Below are 15,649 nucleotides of genomic sequence, written 5' to 3' on the forward strand. Positions count from 1 at the left end.
GGAGAGGTTCCGATTTTTCTAAACCGGCCCGGTTACAAGTCCTCGAACGTAAACATCGTCACGCTGTATGCGGGGCTGTAGACTTCGCAGAAAAAAGCGGCGGCCGTATCGACCTCGCGCTGCTCGACGGGCAGCAGCTCCAGCGATTCGGCGGACCAGCTTCGCTTCTCGTCAATCCGGTACACGCGGATCATCCGGCGGCCGGGCGCCAGGTTCGCAAACGCCAGCTTTACGATCCGGTCTTCGGCCGATTCGATGCCGTAATTGACCAGCAGCGCGGCGATTCGGCCCTGGCTTCGAACGGCATGGATCAGCAGGTCGTCCCGGTCCGATGACGCGGCAAGCTTCTCGTCGCCCATCCGACTGAGCATCTGATAGACGAAGTAATGCGGCCGGACTTCGGTATGGACGCCGAACATGCCGAAGCGGTGCGGAGTTTCGTTCCAATGCCGCGTCATGATCTTGTTCACGTGCTCGTAGAACGGCTCGAATTCATGGACGTAATTGACCTGGTCCCAGACGTGGTAGTAGAACGAATAATCGAGGCCGGCGTCCATCATGGCCATAATGCCCGCCGCGATCATCGAAGCGCGCTCCGGCGCGTAGGCCAGCTCTTCCACGTGAACCGTATCGAAGCTCGTACTATACTCGGTTACGAGCATCTCCGGAAGCGGAACGATCCCGGATTGTTCCAAATAGCCGCGAAATTTGTTCGTGTACGCCCGGTGCACCTGCGGGTCGCGATTATAGACGTGCCAAGAGATAAAATCAAGCGGTGCATTCCCGGCCGCGCAGTAGTCGATGAACGACTTCATCATGGCATGGTCCGGATTGGCGAGCGCCGGCCCACCGATGACCGCTTCGGGAAACGCATCCAGAATCGCTTCGGACGTAAACCGGTAATATTCATTGTAATCGTCCGGGTTGCGGAAGAAATACGGGCATCCGCCGTCTTCGCCGATATCGCCTTCGTTCCCGATCTCCCAGTAGGTCACGATCTGTTTTTCGACGGAATACCGGTTGACGAGCGCGCGAATGACCTGCTGCCACTCGGCGATGTCGTTCGGCATGACTTCGTACTGATTGACGGCCGGATACAACGGCTTCGGCTTGATGGTGACCGCGGCTACGACCTTGGCGCCGGTCGCCGCTAGGGAATCCATATACGGGTCGAGCTTGGTCCAGTCGAAACGGCCGTGTTCGGGGTAAATCGCGAAATATTCCTGGATGAACGTGCGGAGCAGCCGCGGCTTTAATTTCTTCGCGCCTTGGACGACCCGCTCTGGAAGCGGATGGCTGTTGATGCCGCCGTGGCTGATCGTATGCCGCCACCATTCGTAAGGTCCCTCGGGCGATTGCGCATCGACACGGACGACGGAACGCGGCATGGAATAGAAGCGTTTTGTCAGCATGAGCCCATCTCCTTTTTTGCGGCTTGCTTCAGCCCTTGACGGAGCCGATCAGCAGGCCTTTCGTAAAATGCTTTTGCAGAAACGGATAGACGAACATAATCGGCACGACCGTAATGATCGTAATGGCCATCTTCAGCGTCTGCGGCGAGACGAAGGACTGCGTGCCCGTAATCGCCTGCGATTTGATCTGGCTCAACGAGGAAGCGCCCGACAGCGTTTGATAGAGCACGTATTGAAGCGTGTACAGCTTCGGATACATGGTGTTGTAGATTTGCGTGTCGACGAAGGAGTTCCACTGTTCTACCGCGCTGAAGAGGACGACCGCGGCGATGACGGGCGTGCATACCGGAAAGACGACCTGCCAATAAAGCTTGAAATCGTTAGCGCCATCGACGATGGCGGCTTCCTCCATGCTTTTCGGCACCGATTCGATATAGGTCTTGATCAGAATCATGCTGAACACGTTGACCGCGGACGGAATGATGTACACCCAGAACGATCCGATCATGCCCAAATTCTTGATCAGCATATAAGACGGGATAAGGCCGCTGGAGAAATACATGGTGAAAACAAAGAAACGGCGTATGTACCGGACGCCGATGAGTTCGTCCCGCGTGATGCAGTAGGCGGCCATGGAGGTGACGACGATCATGACGAGCGGACCGAGGATCGTTCGTTCCACGGATACGACGGCGCTTTTCACAATAGCGGGGTTCCCGAGCGCGATCCGGTAGGAATCCAGATTGAAGCCCTCCGGGAAGAGCATCAGGCCGCCTGTCATCTTACTCGCCGTACTGAAGGAATAGCTCAAAATGTACAAAAAGGGATACACGGTCGCGACAACGATGGCAAGCATGATAATGACGTTGAGGCAATCGAATGCAAGGCCGCTTGCGCTGCTGCTTTTCCTCATGGATCCTCCTCCTTACATGATCGACTTGTCATTGATTCGTTTGGCCATGGCGTTGACGAAGAGAAGCAGCGCGATACTGACCGCGGACTTCATGATGCCGACGGCGGTCGCATAGGAGTAGTTGGTCAGCTTGATGCCGTAATTGTAAATATAGATGTCCAACACTTCCATGCGTTCGTAATTGGTCGCGTTCGAGAACAGGTAGTACATGTCGAAGTTGGAGTTGAGAATCCATCCGCTATTCATGATCAGCAGCACGATCAGAGTAGGGAGGAGGTTCGGCAGCGTGATGTAGATGATCTTCTGAAACCGGCTGGCGCCGTCGATGTCGGCCGCTTCATACTGCTCCGACGAGATCGAGGCGATCGCCGCGATGAAAATGACGCCGTTATATCCGATCGACTTCCATAAACTTAAGGCGACCACCAGCCACCACGAGAATTTGGGATCGCCGAGAATGTTAAGCCCCTGCTCGAGAAGGCCCCATTTGATCAACGACACATTGATTGCGCCGCTGGATACGGCCATCAGCGCGCTCATGATGGAGTACACGATGACCCAAGAGATGAAGAACGGGAAGAAGGAGAGCGTTTGCACGACTCTGGCGAATTTCCGGGACTTCACTTCGTTGAGCAGGATGGCGAAGATCATCGCCGCCGCCAGATTCACGACCAGCATCATGACGTTCATCGAGAGGGTGTTCTCGAGCAGGCGGACAAAGTCGGGACTTTCCAGCAGGAAGGACTTGAAATGGTACCAGCCTGCCCAGTCCGCGCTCCACATGCTCTGTCCGATTTGGTACTGCTTGAAGGCGATCACCCAGCCGCCGAGCGTCAAATAACTGAAGGTGAATACCAGCAGCACGGCCGGCGCGAGCATCATGAACAGGTAGCGCTGACGGTACAGCTTGTTCAAGAACTTTCGGGTGGGGGCGATGTCGGGCGAACTGTTGATCTTGGCAGTCTCCGCGATGGCCATCGTTCGGCTCCTTTCTTAGGTCGAGCAAGAGAATGCCCGGATGCAGAATCAAGGCATTCCCTTGCTCTTGCTTGCTTTCGGCTGAATGGGAGAGGCTGGTTACTTCGCGGCTTCCAGATCGGCCTTCGCGGCTTTGTAGCGCTCATTGTAGAGGTCGACGATCGTTTCGGGTTTGAGCGCCTCGTATTCCTTCAGCACGTCCTGATAGATTTTGTCGAATTCGGCGTCGTTCTTGGCCATGATCAGCTTCGGCGTATTCCGCACGCGCACTTCGACGAGGCGCTGCTCCAGACGGCCCTCTTCGGAATTCGGATCCATGAAGATGCTTTGCGCCGTACCGACGATCGCTTCCGTGGAATTCTCGCGCCACCATTGCTCGGAGTCCGTCCAGCCCAGCTTCGTGTACGTATCCTTGACCCGCGCGTCCATTCCCGCTTCCTTGACCATCGTGACCTTCGAAAGCGCGTAAGGTTCGCCGTCCGGCGCGGCGATCAGAGCGCTCGGAAGCGGAGCGCCCGCGCCGAAGCCTTGTTTGTAGCTCCAAGCGGGATCGTTATGGTTCTTCATGTATTCGTCCGTCGGCACCCGTTTGCCATTCTCCATCGTGTAGTGCACGCCTTCGATGCCGGATTGCAGAAGCAGCTGGCCTTCGTTGGACGATGCCCACTCGATCAGGTCGAACAGGCGCTTCGGATCCTTGGCGTTCTTCGTGATGACGACCATGTCGAAGGGGCGCGTCGCCTGCGTCATTTTGAGGCGCTTCTCGCCGCTCGCGATCTGCGCCGGCAATTGAATCGGCAGCACGATGTACTGCAGCTCCGGATGACCGGCCGCGACCTGCCCGGCGTTCGCCTGCCAGTTGCTGATGTACCAAGAGGCCATCGGCGCGCCGGTAGCCAGCTTCTGATTGACCTGGTCCGTCTTGTCGGTGAAGCTGTCGGGGTCGAGCAGGCCGTTGACGTACATTTTGTTCAAGAATTTGAACGATCCGACGGCGTAGTCGTCCTTCAGCATATCGACGAACTTATCCTCCGTCGGCGACCAGATGACGGCGTTGTTCGCGATCTGAACGTACTTGCCGCCTTTCTCGTACATAACCGGCGCGATGCCCGCCATGCCCCACGGCTCGGCGAACGGCGCGACCATGCCCATCGTAGTCTGGCCGTTCGTCGTCGGGTTCATTTCTTTGGCCTTCTTGAAGAATTCGACGTAATCATCGGTGCTGAGCAGTTTCGGGTAGCCTTGCTGCTCGAGGAGGTCGGTGCGGACGTAGATGTCGTTATGCTCCGGGAAGCCGATCATGTCCTGCGGGAGGTTCATGCTGTAGTTGTAGATTTTGCCGTCGCCCGATTCGAACTTCCAATACGGAATGGCGTCTTTAAATAGCTTCTGGAAATTCGGCGCGTTCTCGATGTAGGGGTCGAGCGGAACCAAGGCCTTGGAGTCGATGTACTTTGCGAGGAGGTCTTGATCTTCGATTCGCATGATCTCGGGGTAATCCCCGCCGGCGAGCATGAGATTGAGTTGTTCCTTCGCCGTGTTGGAGGAAGTAATGTACTCGAAGACAATGTTGAATTTATCCTTGATGACCTTGCCGATCACGGTTTGATCGCTCTTCGTGATGCCGTACGTAGCAAAGTTGGGGTCGGCGAAAACCTTGATCGTGTAGAGCGGAAGATCGGAGCCAGGCGGTGACGTTCCCTCCGGCGAAGCGCCGTTCGCCGAGCCGTTGGCCGGCGCAGCGGACGGGCCGTTCGCGGCTTTGTTGCCGCCGTTGCCATTGTTGTTACCGGAACAAGCGCTGATCAGGACGGAAGATGTCAGCAATAGCGCAGCAAGCATTGTCTTCTTTCCCATTGGTATCCCCCTCATTCAACTTATTTGAACGACGTTCCACATATAGAATTTAATGGACGGCTATAGGAACTGTCAACATGATTTTTGGAATTTGTAAACTGGTGGATTCATTCATTGAAAGTCGTTGTTCTTCGAGTTTTATTTCATTATACAAGTCGATTTTTCGCGATTTATGGCGATTTTAATGAAATTGGAAGCAAGACGCGGAAGTTTTCTTTTTCCCTTTTTTATCCTTCGTCACACAGGAGGAAAGGGTTCGAAATTTTTACGAACGACGTTTTATATATTGAATTTTATGGTTGACTTTGATGGGGAGGGGAAATATATTGAAATTGAAACGGTAGAGAGGTTGCGGAAAGCTGAAGCATGGCCGATGCTATAAGCAGGGCTTATTACTACGGCTTGCAGCAGACGCTCGCTCCGCAGTCTCATGTGAGGACGGCATTCTTCAATCAGCGAACGCATCGCGACCATCGCCGGCGTCGACCGTTTTGCGCGGTAGGCTAATTGGAATACTTCCGAGTCTTATGTTATCCCCGCTTGCGATAGCGCTTCATGAGGGACTTGCCGGGGATGGCGGCACAAGCACCTAATTCGAGGAGGAAGCTCACATGCAGGATGCGCAGTTGTTTGAACTGATGAGGAACAATCTCTACACCGGCGTGATCTGCGATACGCTCGACGCGCTTGGCTATCGCAATCAGGCCATGGCCGAGAATATTCGGCCGCTCAGAACCGGCGACATCCTGGTTGGCAGGGCGAAGACGATTCACGCCGTCGACACCTTCTACGCGCACGACAACTGCTACGACAAAGAAATCGAAGCCATCGACAGCATCCGGCCCGGCGAAGTCGTTGTCGGCGCCACGAACCAATCGAAGCGGAACGGGTTGTGGGGCGAGCTGCTGTCGACGGCTTCGAAAATGCGCGGCGCAAACGGAGCGGTCATTGACGGTTTGGTTCGGGATACGAGAAAGATATTGGAACTTGCGTTCCCCGTCTTCTCGACCGGCTTTAAACCGGTGGATTCGAAGGGCAGGGGAATGGTCATCGACTATGACTGCCCGGTCGACGCGGGCGGCGTGATCGTGAAGCCCGGCGACGTGATCTTCGCGGATATCGACGGCGTGGCCGTTATTCCGAAGGAAGTGTTCGAGACGACGGTGGAACAAGCGCTCGGGAAGGTCGAGAGCGAGAACAATACGCGGCGGGAATTGCTCGAAGGCAAGTTACTGCGCGAAGTGTACGATAAATACGGTGTCCTATAATCCGCAGGAATGGAGAGGGAATCATGCGAGTATTGGCAATCGGCGCCCATCCGGACGACATCGAGCTGCAATGCGCCGGCTCGTTGGCCATGTACGCCAAGCAGGGCCATGAAGTCTTCATGGCCGTATCGACGAACGGGGACAAAGGCAATTTCGACGTGGAGCCGTCGGAGCTGGCGCGCGTCCGCGAAGCGGAGTTTCGGGCATCCTGCGCGATTATCGGCGCAACGCCGATTTGGCTCGGTTACGAGGATGAAATGCTGATCAACGACTTGCCGGCCCGGCTTCGTTTCGTCGACGCGATTCGAAGCGTCAATCCCGATCTGGTCATTACGCATGGCCCGAACGATTATCATCCGGACCATCGGTATACGCACGAGCTGGTGTGGGACGCGGTTACGCTAGCCGGCGTAGGCAACGTCAAGACGGAACATCCGGCGACGGACCGCCAGGTGACCGTTTACTTCATGGATAATTTGGGCGGCATCGCGTTTCAGCCGACGGAATTCGTCGATATTACCGAGACCATCGCGCTCAAGCAAGAGGCGCTTGCCCAGCATGCCAGCCAAACCCGGATTTTCCGCGACCTGCTGGACGTCGATCTGCACGACGTCGTCGAGACGGTCGGGAAGTTCAGGGGCTATCAGGCCGGCTGCAAATATGCGGAGGGCTTCACGAAGGTGGAGGCTTGGTATCGCGGACTGTCGCGAAGGCTGCTTCCGGTCGGGAGCGGCGAGAGCCGCTTCATCTATAAAACGACGCAAAACGGCATCGAATCGATCTGATCCGAAAAGGTGGCGCACGCATGAAAATCACGGGCATTGAACTCTCGATTCTGGAAAGTCCGTACAATTACGGCATCGATGCGGGCAACAGCGATTCCCGCGGTCCCAAGTACGCCTTGATCGTCCAGCTTCACACCGACGAAGGCATTACGGGCATCGCCGACTGCGATTCGCATCCGCATGTTATCAAAGCCTTCATAGATGCACCCTGCTACATCTCGAAGTTCTCGGAAGGCTTGAAGTACGCGGTGCTCGGCCAGAATCCCTTCGAATACGAGAAAATAGGGCGGGCCATGTACCAATCGGCGTTCTACCAAGGCCGCAGAGGCGCCGCCATTCATGCGATGAGCGCGATCGACATCGCCGTCTGGGACATTATCGGCAAAGCGACGGGCAATCCGGTCAGCGTCATGCTCGGCGGCCGGAATCACGAACGGATCACGGCCTACGCCAGCACGCTGTTCCGCGGCACCCCGGCCGAAATGAAAGACGCGGTACAGAAGTATCGGGCCATGGGCTTCAAGGCGATGAAGTTCGGCTGGGGCGTCGTCACGCAAGAACCGCGCAAGGTCGTCGAGCTCGTGGCGGCCGCGCGCGAGGCAGCCGGAAGCGAGATGGAGATCATGGTCGACGGGATGTGGTCCGCCGACGTGAAGCTCGTCATCCAGCTTGTGAAGGAGCTGGAACGCCACGGCGTCTTCTTCGTCGAGGAGCCGCTTCATTCCGACAATTTGAACGGCTACAGGAAGCTGGCCGAATCGGTCGACGTCCGCATCGCCTGCGGGGAGCAGCTTGCCGGTATGTACGAATACGAGCAGCTGATCAGAGAAGGCGGCGTCGACGTCATCCAGCCGGACGTCTCGCGCATGGGCGGGCTCACCGAAGCGCGCCGGCTCGTCGATCTCGCGGAGAAGTCGGGCAAGATACTCATTCCGCACGCCTGGACCTCCGATGTGTTGACGGCCGCGTCGCTGCACTTGAACGCCTATCAGAAGCATCCGCATTTTCAGGAATTCTGCACCAACGACACGCCGCTGAGCCGGGAGCTGGTATGCGAACCGCTCCGTTTGGAACCGGACGGGACTTTGGTCGTGCCGGATAAGCCCGGTCTCGGCCTGGAACTGAATCATGACGTGATCGCCAAATATACCGTGGAACATACCCGCATTACCGATCTTGATTAATGGAGCTGCAGAATGATGAAAAAATACAGCGTTCCCGCATTAGATAAAGCAATGGCCATACTGGAGCTCCTTGCGGAAGCCGAAGCGGATATGACCGTGACCGAAATTCATGTTCGATTGGACTTGCCCAAGACGAGCGCGTTCATGATCCTGAACGTGCTGGAGATGTACGATATGGTGTACAAGAACGCGGCGGGGCGGTATTCGCTCGGCGTCAAGCTGTACAATCTCGGCATGCGCTACATGACGAAGATCGAGCTGAAGAAGCTCGCGCGTCCGTTCCTGGAAGCGCTGGCGAAGGATACGGGCTACACCGCGCATCTCGGTATTCTGGTCGACGGCCAGATCATGTTCGTCGACAAGGTGGAGTTGAAATCGTTCATTAAGTTCTCGACCTTCGAAGGGATGCGCTCCGACCTGCATATCAGCAGCCTCGGCAAAGCGATGGCCGCGTATCTGCCGGAGGAGAAGCTGTGCGAAATCCTGGAGCAGAAGGGAATGGGGAAATACACGCCCAACACGATCACGTCGCCGGACGTGTTCAAGAAGGTGCTCGCTTCCATTCGCGAAACCGGATATTCCATTGAGGACGAGGAAGGCGAGCTCGGCGTACGCTGCGTCGGCGCGCCCGTCTTCAACCACGAGGGCGAAGTCATCGCCGCGGTAAGCATCACCGCGCTGCAATCCGATTTGCTGCATGATTTGATTCCGGTAACGGGCAAGAAAGTCAAGCAGGCGGCCGAAGCGCTGTCGCGGCAGCTCGGCTTCTCCGAGCAGCACGGGCAATCGGCCGTATCGCCTACTTAAGAGACGGAGGAATAGACGTGATATTTGATTGTCATACGCATGTCTTCGGACCCGGTCACGTGGGCGGGAGCTTTTTGGCGGACGCCAAGCGGGCATGGGGCGAGCAATATGAATTGATCGCCACGCCCGAGCAGCATTGGGAGACGGTCAAGTCGTTCGACGGCGCGATCGTCCTGGCCTTCAATTGTCCGGCAACGGGCGTCGTGGTGCCGAACGAATACGTGGCGACGTACGTGAACCGGCATCCGGGCAGGCTCTACGGCTTCGCGAGCGTCAATCCGCACGACGAGGATGCGCCCGATCAGCTGGAGCATGCGGTCAAAGAGCTGGGCATGTCGGGGCTGAAGCTGGCGCCGATCTACCAGAATTTCTATCCGGACGACAAGCGGTACTTTCCGTTGTACGCCAAAGCGGACGAACTCGGCATTCCGATTCTATGGCATCAGGGCACTTCTTTCGTATCCCAAGGCTTTCTGGATGCGTCGAGGCCGGCTATGCTGGACCCGATCGCGCGGACGTTTCCGCAGTTGAAAATGATCATCGCCCATTTGGGGCATCCGTGGCACGGCGAATGCGTGTCCTTGATCCGCAAGAATCCGAACGTATACGCCGACATGTCCGCGCTCGGCAGCCGTCCTTGGCAATTTTATAACGCCATGATGAATGTCGTCGAATACGGCGTTCCGAACAAAGTGCTGTTCGGCTCGGATTACAGTTTCTTTACGACCGCGCAGACGATGGATTCGTTTCGGCGCATAAATGATTTAACCGAAGGAACCAAGCTGCCCCGCATACCGGAGGAGACCATCGAAGCGATCATTCATCGCAATACGCCGGAAATTCTCGGCTTCGTATAGGCGGAACCGCCGATGAGCGTAATCGTTCATAAGCCTCCCCATGGTCCTTCCGGAGCCGAGAGACATTTTCTCCGGCGCGAGTTCGAAGAGATCCGGCGGAGCAAGGGGATCTCGGGCACGTTGATCGAGCAGCCCTGGGAGACGTGGGCGCATGACTTGACCGGCCTCTTAGGAGACGGCTCGACCCATTTGATCTACATCCCGGGGGGCTGGCTGCCCGCTCTTTCATCGCAAGGAATGCTGCGCAACCTATCGTCGTGCATGCCGCTTGAAATCGAACGTTGGCGAGCGCTTTATCCCGATTCCGTCTTCAACATCGGGGCATGGAGCGGAGCGCAATTCGGGATTCCCGCTTATGGAGCAGTCTGGTGCTTCATGTATAACGAGCAGCTGTTTGAAGAGGCAGGCATTTCATCCATTCCCGAGACCTGGGAGGACCTCAAAGCCTGTGCGGACAGATTAAAGAGGCGGTTCCCGGATGTGATTCCCTATGGAATCAACGATGATTCGGACGGACATTTTATCGACCATGGCTACGTCTATTTGTTTGCCGGAGGTCGAAGCGAATGGACGGACGACCAGGGAAACTTGCGCTTTGATCACGAGTGGTCGGTAAAAGGGCTCGCGTTTTTGCAGGAAATGGTCGCGCGGGGCTTGGCCAACATACCGCTCGATTCGCCCAGCCATTCGATTGCGGAGCAGCTATTGGATGGACGAATCGGCATGACCGTCGGGCCATCCGACTGGCTGTTGCTGCAAAGGCAGCGGTATCCGCGGACGCGGCTGCGCGTCGCGATGATGCCATGTCCGCAAGGAGGGAGACCGTTATCCTTCGCCTCCTATGGTTTTTACGGTCTGGTATCGGGAGGAGAGCCCGTAACCGAAGCCGCGGAATGGCTGCGCGAATTGATTCGGCCGGAGCGTCTCGCGCGTCATATTCGCACGATCGGCATGCTTCCGGTGCAGAAGGGCATGCGCTTGTACGACCAAGATTCGGCATTTTCGGTATTCGCCGAGCAGGTCGTCCACAGCGGTGCTTTTCCGACGGCCGATCTAAGCTTTGCCGACGCGCTCACGCCCGAGATGCTGGCTTGCTTGAGACTGAAGAAGTCGGCTGCCGAAGCGCTAAGCGGCGCAACCCAACGTATTCGCGAAGTAGGAGGGTCCAATGGAAGCACTCGTGTGGATTGAAGACGGGACGATTCGGTTCGATGCGGATTGGCCGAAGCCCGCGTTGCTAGACGATGAAGTGTTGGTTGAGATCAGGGCCGAGGGCGTATGCATGACGGATATCCATATGGTCAGGGGAACGCTGGATTTTGCCAAACCGCCTTGGGTGCTGGGTCACGAAATGTCGGGCGTAATCGCCGAGACCGGCCCCAAAGTGACCGGTTGGCTCGCCGGAGAGCGAGTGGTCGTCGACCCGGTGGTCACTTGCGGACATTGCAGGCCCTGTCTATCCGGAAAAAAATACTTGTGCGCATCCGGCGGCGAACTGGGCACTACCTTCGGCAGCGGGGGATACGGCCGTTACGTTGCCGTCAAACCAAGCAATTTGTATCGCCTGCCCGATGCGTTGACGTTCGAAGAAGGCGCTATGATGGAACCGCTGAATTGTACGCTCGGCGCCATGGAGCGCGTTCCGCGCGTCGCCGGCAACAAGGTCATCGTGTTCGGACCGGGACCGGCCGGGCTGTTATTCCTTCAGCTCGCGAAGGCCTACGGCGCGCTAAGCGTAACGCTCGTCGGCATGAGTGACGAACGTCTCGCGCTGGGCAAACGGCTTGGGGCGGATCGCACGATTAACCTTGCTTCTTCGTCGTTGCGGGAAGTCCTCGGAGAGGAAACCTTCGATATCGCGATCGAAGCCTCCGGCAGCGTGGAAGCGGTTACGGATAGTTTTGAATATGTCGGCAAGGGCGGAACGATCGTGTTGTACGGACTTAACGGGTCCAAGAAGCCGACGATCGAGTCGGATCTTATCGTTTCCAAGGATCTGACCCTCGTGACATGCATTTCGGCGCCGCTGCTGTGGAATAAGGGAATGGATCTCGTGGAGGCGGGTAAAGTCAACGTCAGGGACATCATCACGCACCGCCTCTCCTTCGAAGAGGCGGCAGCATCCCTTAACCGGCTGGTTGCCGATCGATTTCATCCGATCAAAGCCATGATTCTCCATCAGGACGAGGAGACGAAGCGATGATAAGCATCCGAAACGCTCATGCCGCCCTTTACTGCAAGGAAGACGGAAGCCGTCTGGCTCTCGTCGATTTGCGCAGAGGGAGTCGCTGGGAGATGGATGAAGAATCGCTCGGCTTTGATGCGGATCCTGCCCAGCCAAGCGCCAAATCAGCTCCCCGGCGCCTGATTCCGTTCAAAGCAGGGCTAACGGAGGATCGCTGTCTTTCGGTTTCGTATCTTGCCGGCGAAGAAGAAGTCGAGATGCGATATCGAATGGAAGCGGACTATGTAGAGGTACGTCTACTGGCGGATCGATTGCGGGAAGCGGGAAACGTCTCCCTTCCCGGCTCTTTCGTTCCATCCGGCGAAACGCTGGAGCTGGTGCTCCCGATTATGCAAGGCATGCTCTGGCGCGGCGGCGGAGCGCCATTCGATTGGCGATTAGGCGAAGGCAGGCACGGCGGATTTGCCATGCCGCTTGTCGGCTATCTGTCGCCAAGCGGCGGGCTGCTCGTCACCGCGGAGACAAGAGACGATCTGGAGCTCAGAGTGGGCAAGGATTCGACCGGCCGCTGCTGGGCGAACTACTTGCAAACCCAATCTCTCGGAACGTTAAGATATGACAGGGTAGCTCGAATTTACGTTACCGAACCCGATATCGTCTCGCTTGCCAAGACGTACCGAAGCAAAATCATCGCGCAAGGCAACTTCAAAGGATGGGAAGAGAAGATTGCCGAACGACCGGCGCTTGAGCGGCTGTTCGGCAGTTTGATGTGCTTCGCGGGCTACTGCCAAGACGAACTTGATTATGCCAAGGAATGCGAAAAACTGCGGCAGTTCGGATTCGACCGTGCCTTGATTTATCCGGCTCGATTCAACACGTATAACAATGACATTCTGATGGGCGGCTTGCCCCCGATTCATATGAGCCGCCAAACCGTGGAACAAATCAAACGGTTAGGCTACGACCTTGCGCCATGGAGTTGGCTGAACGAGGCGCTTGACGACAATTCCGGTTTCGTCGAGCGCATCTACCGGAAGAGCCCGGACGGCAATCGTATCCCGCATTGGGCGATCGACGATCAAAAGTGGTATTGGGCGTGTACGACATTTATGGAGGCATTCCAACAACAAGCGAACGCCGGCGCGTTCTCGGACATGACGTGGGATCACTTCGACGTCATTACTTGCGCAGCCAACAACGAATGTTACGCGCTGGATCATCCGGCCCACGCGGGACGTCCGCTCTCGCGAACGGAAGACCGGGAATGGATCAAAAAATTGCTGGCCGCGGGGCAAGCCGGCACGCGAGCCGTGAGTTCCGAAGGCTTCAACGACGCGTATTCGAAGGAATACGACTTGGGCTCGGTCAAGGCGTTCCCGATGTTCAACCAATGGCCGTTTTGGCCGATTCCGCTCACCATGCTCGTGTATCACGACAGCATGATTCATTCCTGGTGGGAAATGCACAGCTACAATAATCCGTATTTCGGCCGGATCAACGGGAACAACATGTACGAGTACGGAGGGGGCCGCGCAAGGATTCAAGCGGCGATGGACGCCTTAATGGGCTGCCCGCCGGACGTGTTTCCGTTCGGAGCCCAGTATATGTGGACGGGGAAAGGGCAAGAAACCTTTGCCTATCGCTATCGCTTCGAGGATCCCGAAGTTCAATTCGCTCTACGGGAAGCGCTTCCGGTCGCGCGGCTGCATCGGAAAATCGGGAAGCAGGAGATGATCCACTTCCGTATCTTGTCCGAAGACGGCAACGTGCAGGAAACCGCTTTTGCCGACGGAACGACGATTGTCGCCAACTTCTCCGCCTCCATTCGCGGCGACATCCCGGGTCACGACCCGCTGCTCGGCGAGAGCTGGAGGCAGGCGCAATGAACGCAGCGTCTATCAAGGCAGAACGGAGTATGATTCAGGGATGATCCGCGCCGGTACTTAAGCGGAGTCGAAAGCCTATTCAGCTATCAAGGAGGAGCTTTCTTGATGACAGAGAGCGCATTGGAACTGCTGGTCGACGCGCGCGCGACGCTTGGCGAGGGACCTTGCTGGGACGAAACAAACAAGCGGCTGTACTGGGTCGATATCATCGAGAAGAAGCTCCATTGCTACAGTCCTGCCAAGCAGACGAATGAGACGTTCGTCTTTGAGGAAAGCCCCGGGGCCGTCGCGGTCAGAAAATCGGGCGGCGTCGTCCTCGCCATGAAACAAGGCTTCTATGCCGTTGACCAAGCGCGCGTGACCTTGTTGGCCCATGTGGATCAAGAGCCGCGGCTCAATCGCTTCAATGACGGTAAATGCGACCGGATGGGGCGATTCTGGGCAGGTACGATGCCGCTGGAAGGTTCGGATCCGACCGGAAGCCTCTACTGCCTCGATACGGATTTACAAGTTCGACATCTGTTCGGAGAGGTCGCTTGCTCGAATGGGCTCGCTTGGAGCCCGGACGATACGACCATGTACTATATTGATTCGCCTACGAAGCAGGTCGTGGCGTTCGATTATGATCGCGGCAGCGGCGCGATTACCCGCAAGCGGACCGTCGTGACGATCCCGGACGGGGAAGGGGTGCCGGACGGAATGACGATTGACGCCGAAGGCATGCTCTGGGTCGCACAATGGGACGGCTGCCGGGTTTCCCGCTGGAATCCGCGCACCGGAAACCGGATAGACGCCATCTCGTTACCTGCCGCGCGCGTCACCTCCTGCGCTTTCGGAGGCGATCGGCTTGACGAGCTCTACATCACGACGGCCCGGAGCGGCCTTGATGAGAAGGCATTATCGGAGCAGCCTCAAGCAGGAGGACTGTTTCGAGTCAAAGTTGGCGTGAGAGGGACGTTAAGCCATCCATTCATGGGTTAAGGGGGACTGTTCGCGATGTCCGCAATCCTGCATGCACATACGTACCGTTTACAATACCGCGAAGGGGAGGGAATCCTTCTCGAGGACCGGTCGTCGGGTCAGCGTTGGCTGTGGCCGGAAGCGACGCTCGGTGCCGTCAACGTCACGCCGGTTACCGTCCCGGCAGCTTCTTTTTTCGTAAATCATCACTGCGGGAAGGATCAGGTGGAACTCGCTGCCCAGGAGGAATGGGCGGTGCAGTCCGTCCTAACCGATCAGCAAGCGCTGCACGTCGAGCTTGCCGGCCCAGGCGGGCGCATCGTTCAGGTATGGGAGCTCGACGCCATCGGCCTGCGCGTACGAACCGATGTTATAGCGTGGGACTATGGGAACGCGGAGACGCGATTGGTTTCACCGGGCATTGTTCGAGCGGCGTCCGGAGAATCGCCGGCCGTCGTGCCTATCTACCAAGGGATCGTGCATCACAAGGGAGAGTATGCGGCGCTCATTGCGCCCGGTTCGCATGGCCGTTATTAACTCGGCGTAGCGGGGCTGCT

Annotated in this window: 14 protein-coding genes; 10 read left to right on the top strand and 4 right to left on the bottom strand. The window is 57.0% G+C overall.

The window, feature by feature from the left end; all coding sequences use genetic code 11:
* Nucleotides 1-32: 32 nt before the first annotated feature.
* The 4 genes from I8J29_RS05730 to I8J29_RS05745 form a co-directional block, all read right to left on the bottom strand.
* A complete protein-coding gene (locus I8J29_RS05730; RefSeq protein ID WP_208846690.1) occupies nt 33-1,412 on the bottom strand; it encodes a GH39 family glycosyl hydrolase in 1,380 nt (459 codons plus the stop codon).
* Nucleotides 1,413-1,440: 28 nt separating this feature from the next.
* Nucleotides 1,441-2,325 carry a carbohydrate ABC transporter permease gene (locus tag I8J29_RS05735; RefSeq protein WP_208846691.1) on the bottom strand — a complete coding sequence of 295 codons (885 nt, stop codon included), beginning with the start codon at nt 2,323-2,325 and terminating at the stop codon, nt 1,441-1,443.
* Nucleotides 2,326-2,337: 12 nt separating this feature from the next.
* Complete coding sequence (locus I8J29_RS05740; RefSeq protein ID WP_208846692.1) at nt 2,338-3,303, bottom strand: ABC transporter permease; 966 nt, start codon at nt 3,301-3,303, stop codon at nt 2,338-2,340.
* A 99-nt stretch (nt 3,304-3,402) separates the two neighbouring features.
* Complete coding sequence (locus I8J29_RS05745; RefSeq protein WP_208846693.1) at nt 3,403-5,160, bottom strand: extracellular solute-binding protein; 1,758 nt, start codon at nt 5,158-5,160, stop codon at nt 3,403-3,405.
* A gap of 611 nt (nt 5,161-5,771) precedes the next feature.
* Between I8J29_RS05745 and I8J29_RS05750 the strand changes: the two genes are divergently transcribed.
* The 10 genes from I8J29_RS05750 to I8J29_RS05795 all read left to right on the top strand — a co-directional run bounded on the left by I8J29_RS05750 (nt 5,772) and on the right by I8J29_RS05795 (nt 15,629).
* Nucleotides 5,772-6,428, top strand: coding sequence for an RraA family protein (locus I8J29_RS05750; RefSeq protein ID WP_208846694.1), 657 nt, complete (start codon nt 5,772-5,774; stop codon nt 6,426-6,428).
* A 23-nt stretch (nt 6,429-6,451) separates the two neighbouring features.
* Complete coding sequence (locus tag I8J29_RS05755; RefSeq protein WP_208846695.1) at nt 6,452-7,213, top strand: PIG-L deacetylase family protein; 762 nt, start codon at nt 6,452-6,454, stop codon at nt 7,211-7,213.
* A gap of 20 nt (nt 7,214-7,233) precedes the next feature.
* Nucleotides 7,234-8,397, top strand: a complete 1,164-nt coding sequence (locus I8J29_RS05760; RefSeq protein WP_208846696.1) for a mandelate racemase/muconate lactonizing enzyme family protein — start codon at nt 7,234-7,236, stop codon at nt 8,395-8,397.
* 12 nt (nt 8,398-8,409) lie between these two features.
* Nucleotides 8,410-9,204: an IclR family transcriptional regulator gene (locus I8J29_RS05765; protein WP_208846697.1), complete on the top strand. Its 795-nt coding sequence runs from the start codon at nt 8,410-8,412 to the stop codon at nt 9,202-9,204.
* A 17-nt stretch (nt 9,205-9,221) separates the two neighbouring features.
* Complete coding sequence (locus I8J29_RS05770) at nt 9,222-10,061, top strand: amidohydrolase family protein (protein ID WP_208846698.1); 840 nt, start codon at nt 9,222-9,224, stop codon at nt 10,059-10,061.
* A 12-nt stretch (nt 10,062-10,073) separates the two neighbouring features.
* Nucleotides 10,074-11,252, top strand: coding sequence for an ABC transporter substrate-binding protein (locus I8J29_RS05775; protein ID WP_208846699.1), 1,179 nt, complete (start codon nt 10,074-10,076; stop codon nt 11,250-11,252).
* Nucleotides 11,230-12,264, top strand: coding sequence for a zinc-dependent alcohol dehydrogenase (locus I8J29_RS05780; protein WP_208846700.1), 1,035 nt, complete (start codon nt 11,230-11,232; stop codon nt 12,262-12,264). Before I8J29_RS05775 ends, I8J29_RS05780 begins: the two co-directional genes overlap by 23 nt.
* Before the next feature lie 239 nt (nt 12,265-12,503).
* Nucleotides 12,504-14,132, top strand: a complete 1,629-nt coding sequence (locus I8J29_RS05785) for a glycoside hydrolase family protein (protein WP_208846701.1) — start codon at nt 12,504-12,506, stop codon at nt 14,130-14,132.
* A 105-nt stretch (nt 14,133-14,237) separates the two neighbouring features.
* Complete coding sequence (locus tag I8J29_RS05790) at nt 14,238-15,113, top strand: SMP-30/gluconolactonase/LRE family protein (protein WP_208846702.1); 876 nt, start codon at nt 14,238-14,240, stop codon at nt 15,111-15,113.
* A 15-nt stretch (nt 15,114-15,128) separates the two neighbouring features.
* Nucleotides 15,129-15,629 (top strand): hypothetical protein, encoded by a 501-nt coding sequence (locus I8J29_RS05795; protein WP_208846703.1) that lies wholly within the window; start codon nt 15,129-15,131, stop codon nt 15,627-15,629.
* Nucleotides 15,630-15,649: the final 20 nt, after the last annotated feature.

The sequence above is a fragment of the Paenibacillus artemisiicola genome (assembly GCF_017652985.1).
In the GTDB taxonomy this organism is placed as follows: domain Bacteria; phylum Bacillota; class Bacilli; order Paenibacillales; family Paenibacillaceae; genus Paenibacillus_Z; species Paenibacillus_Z artemisiicola.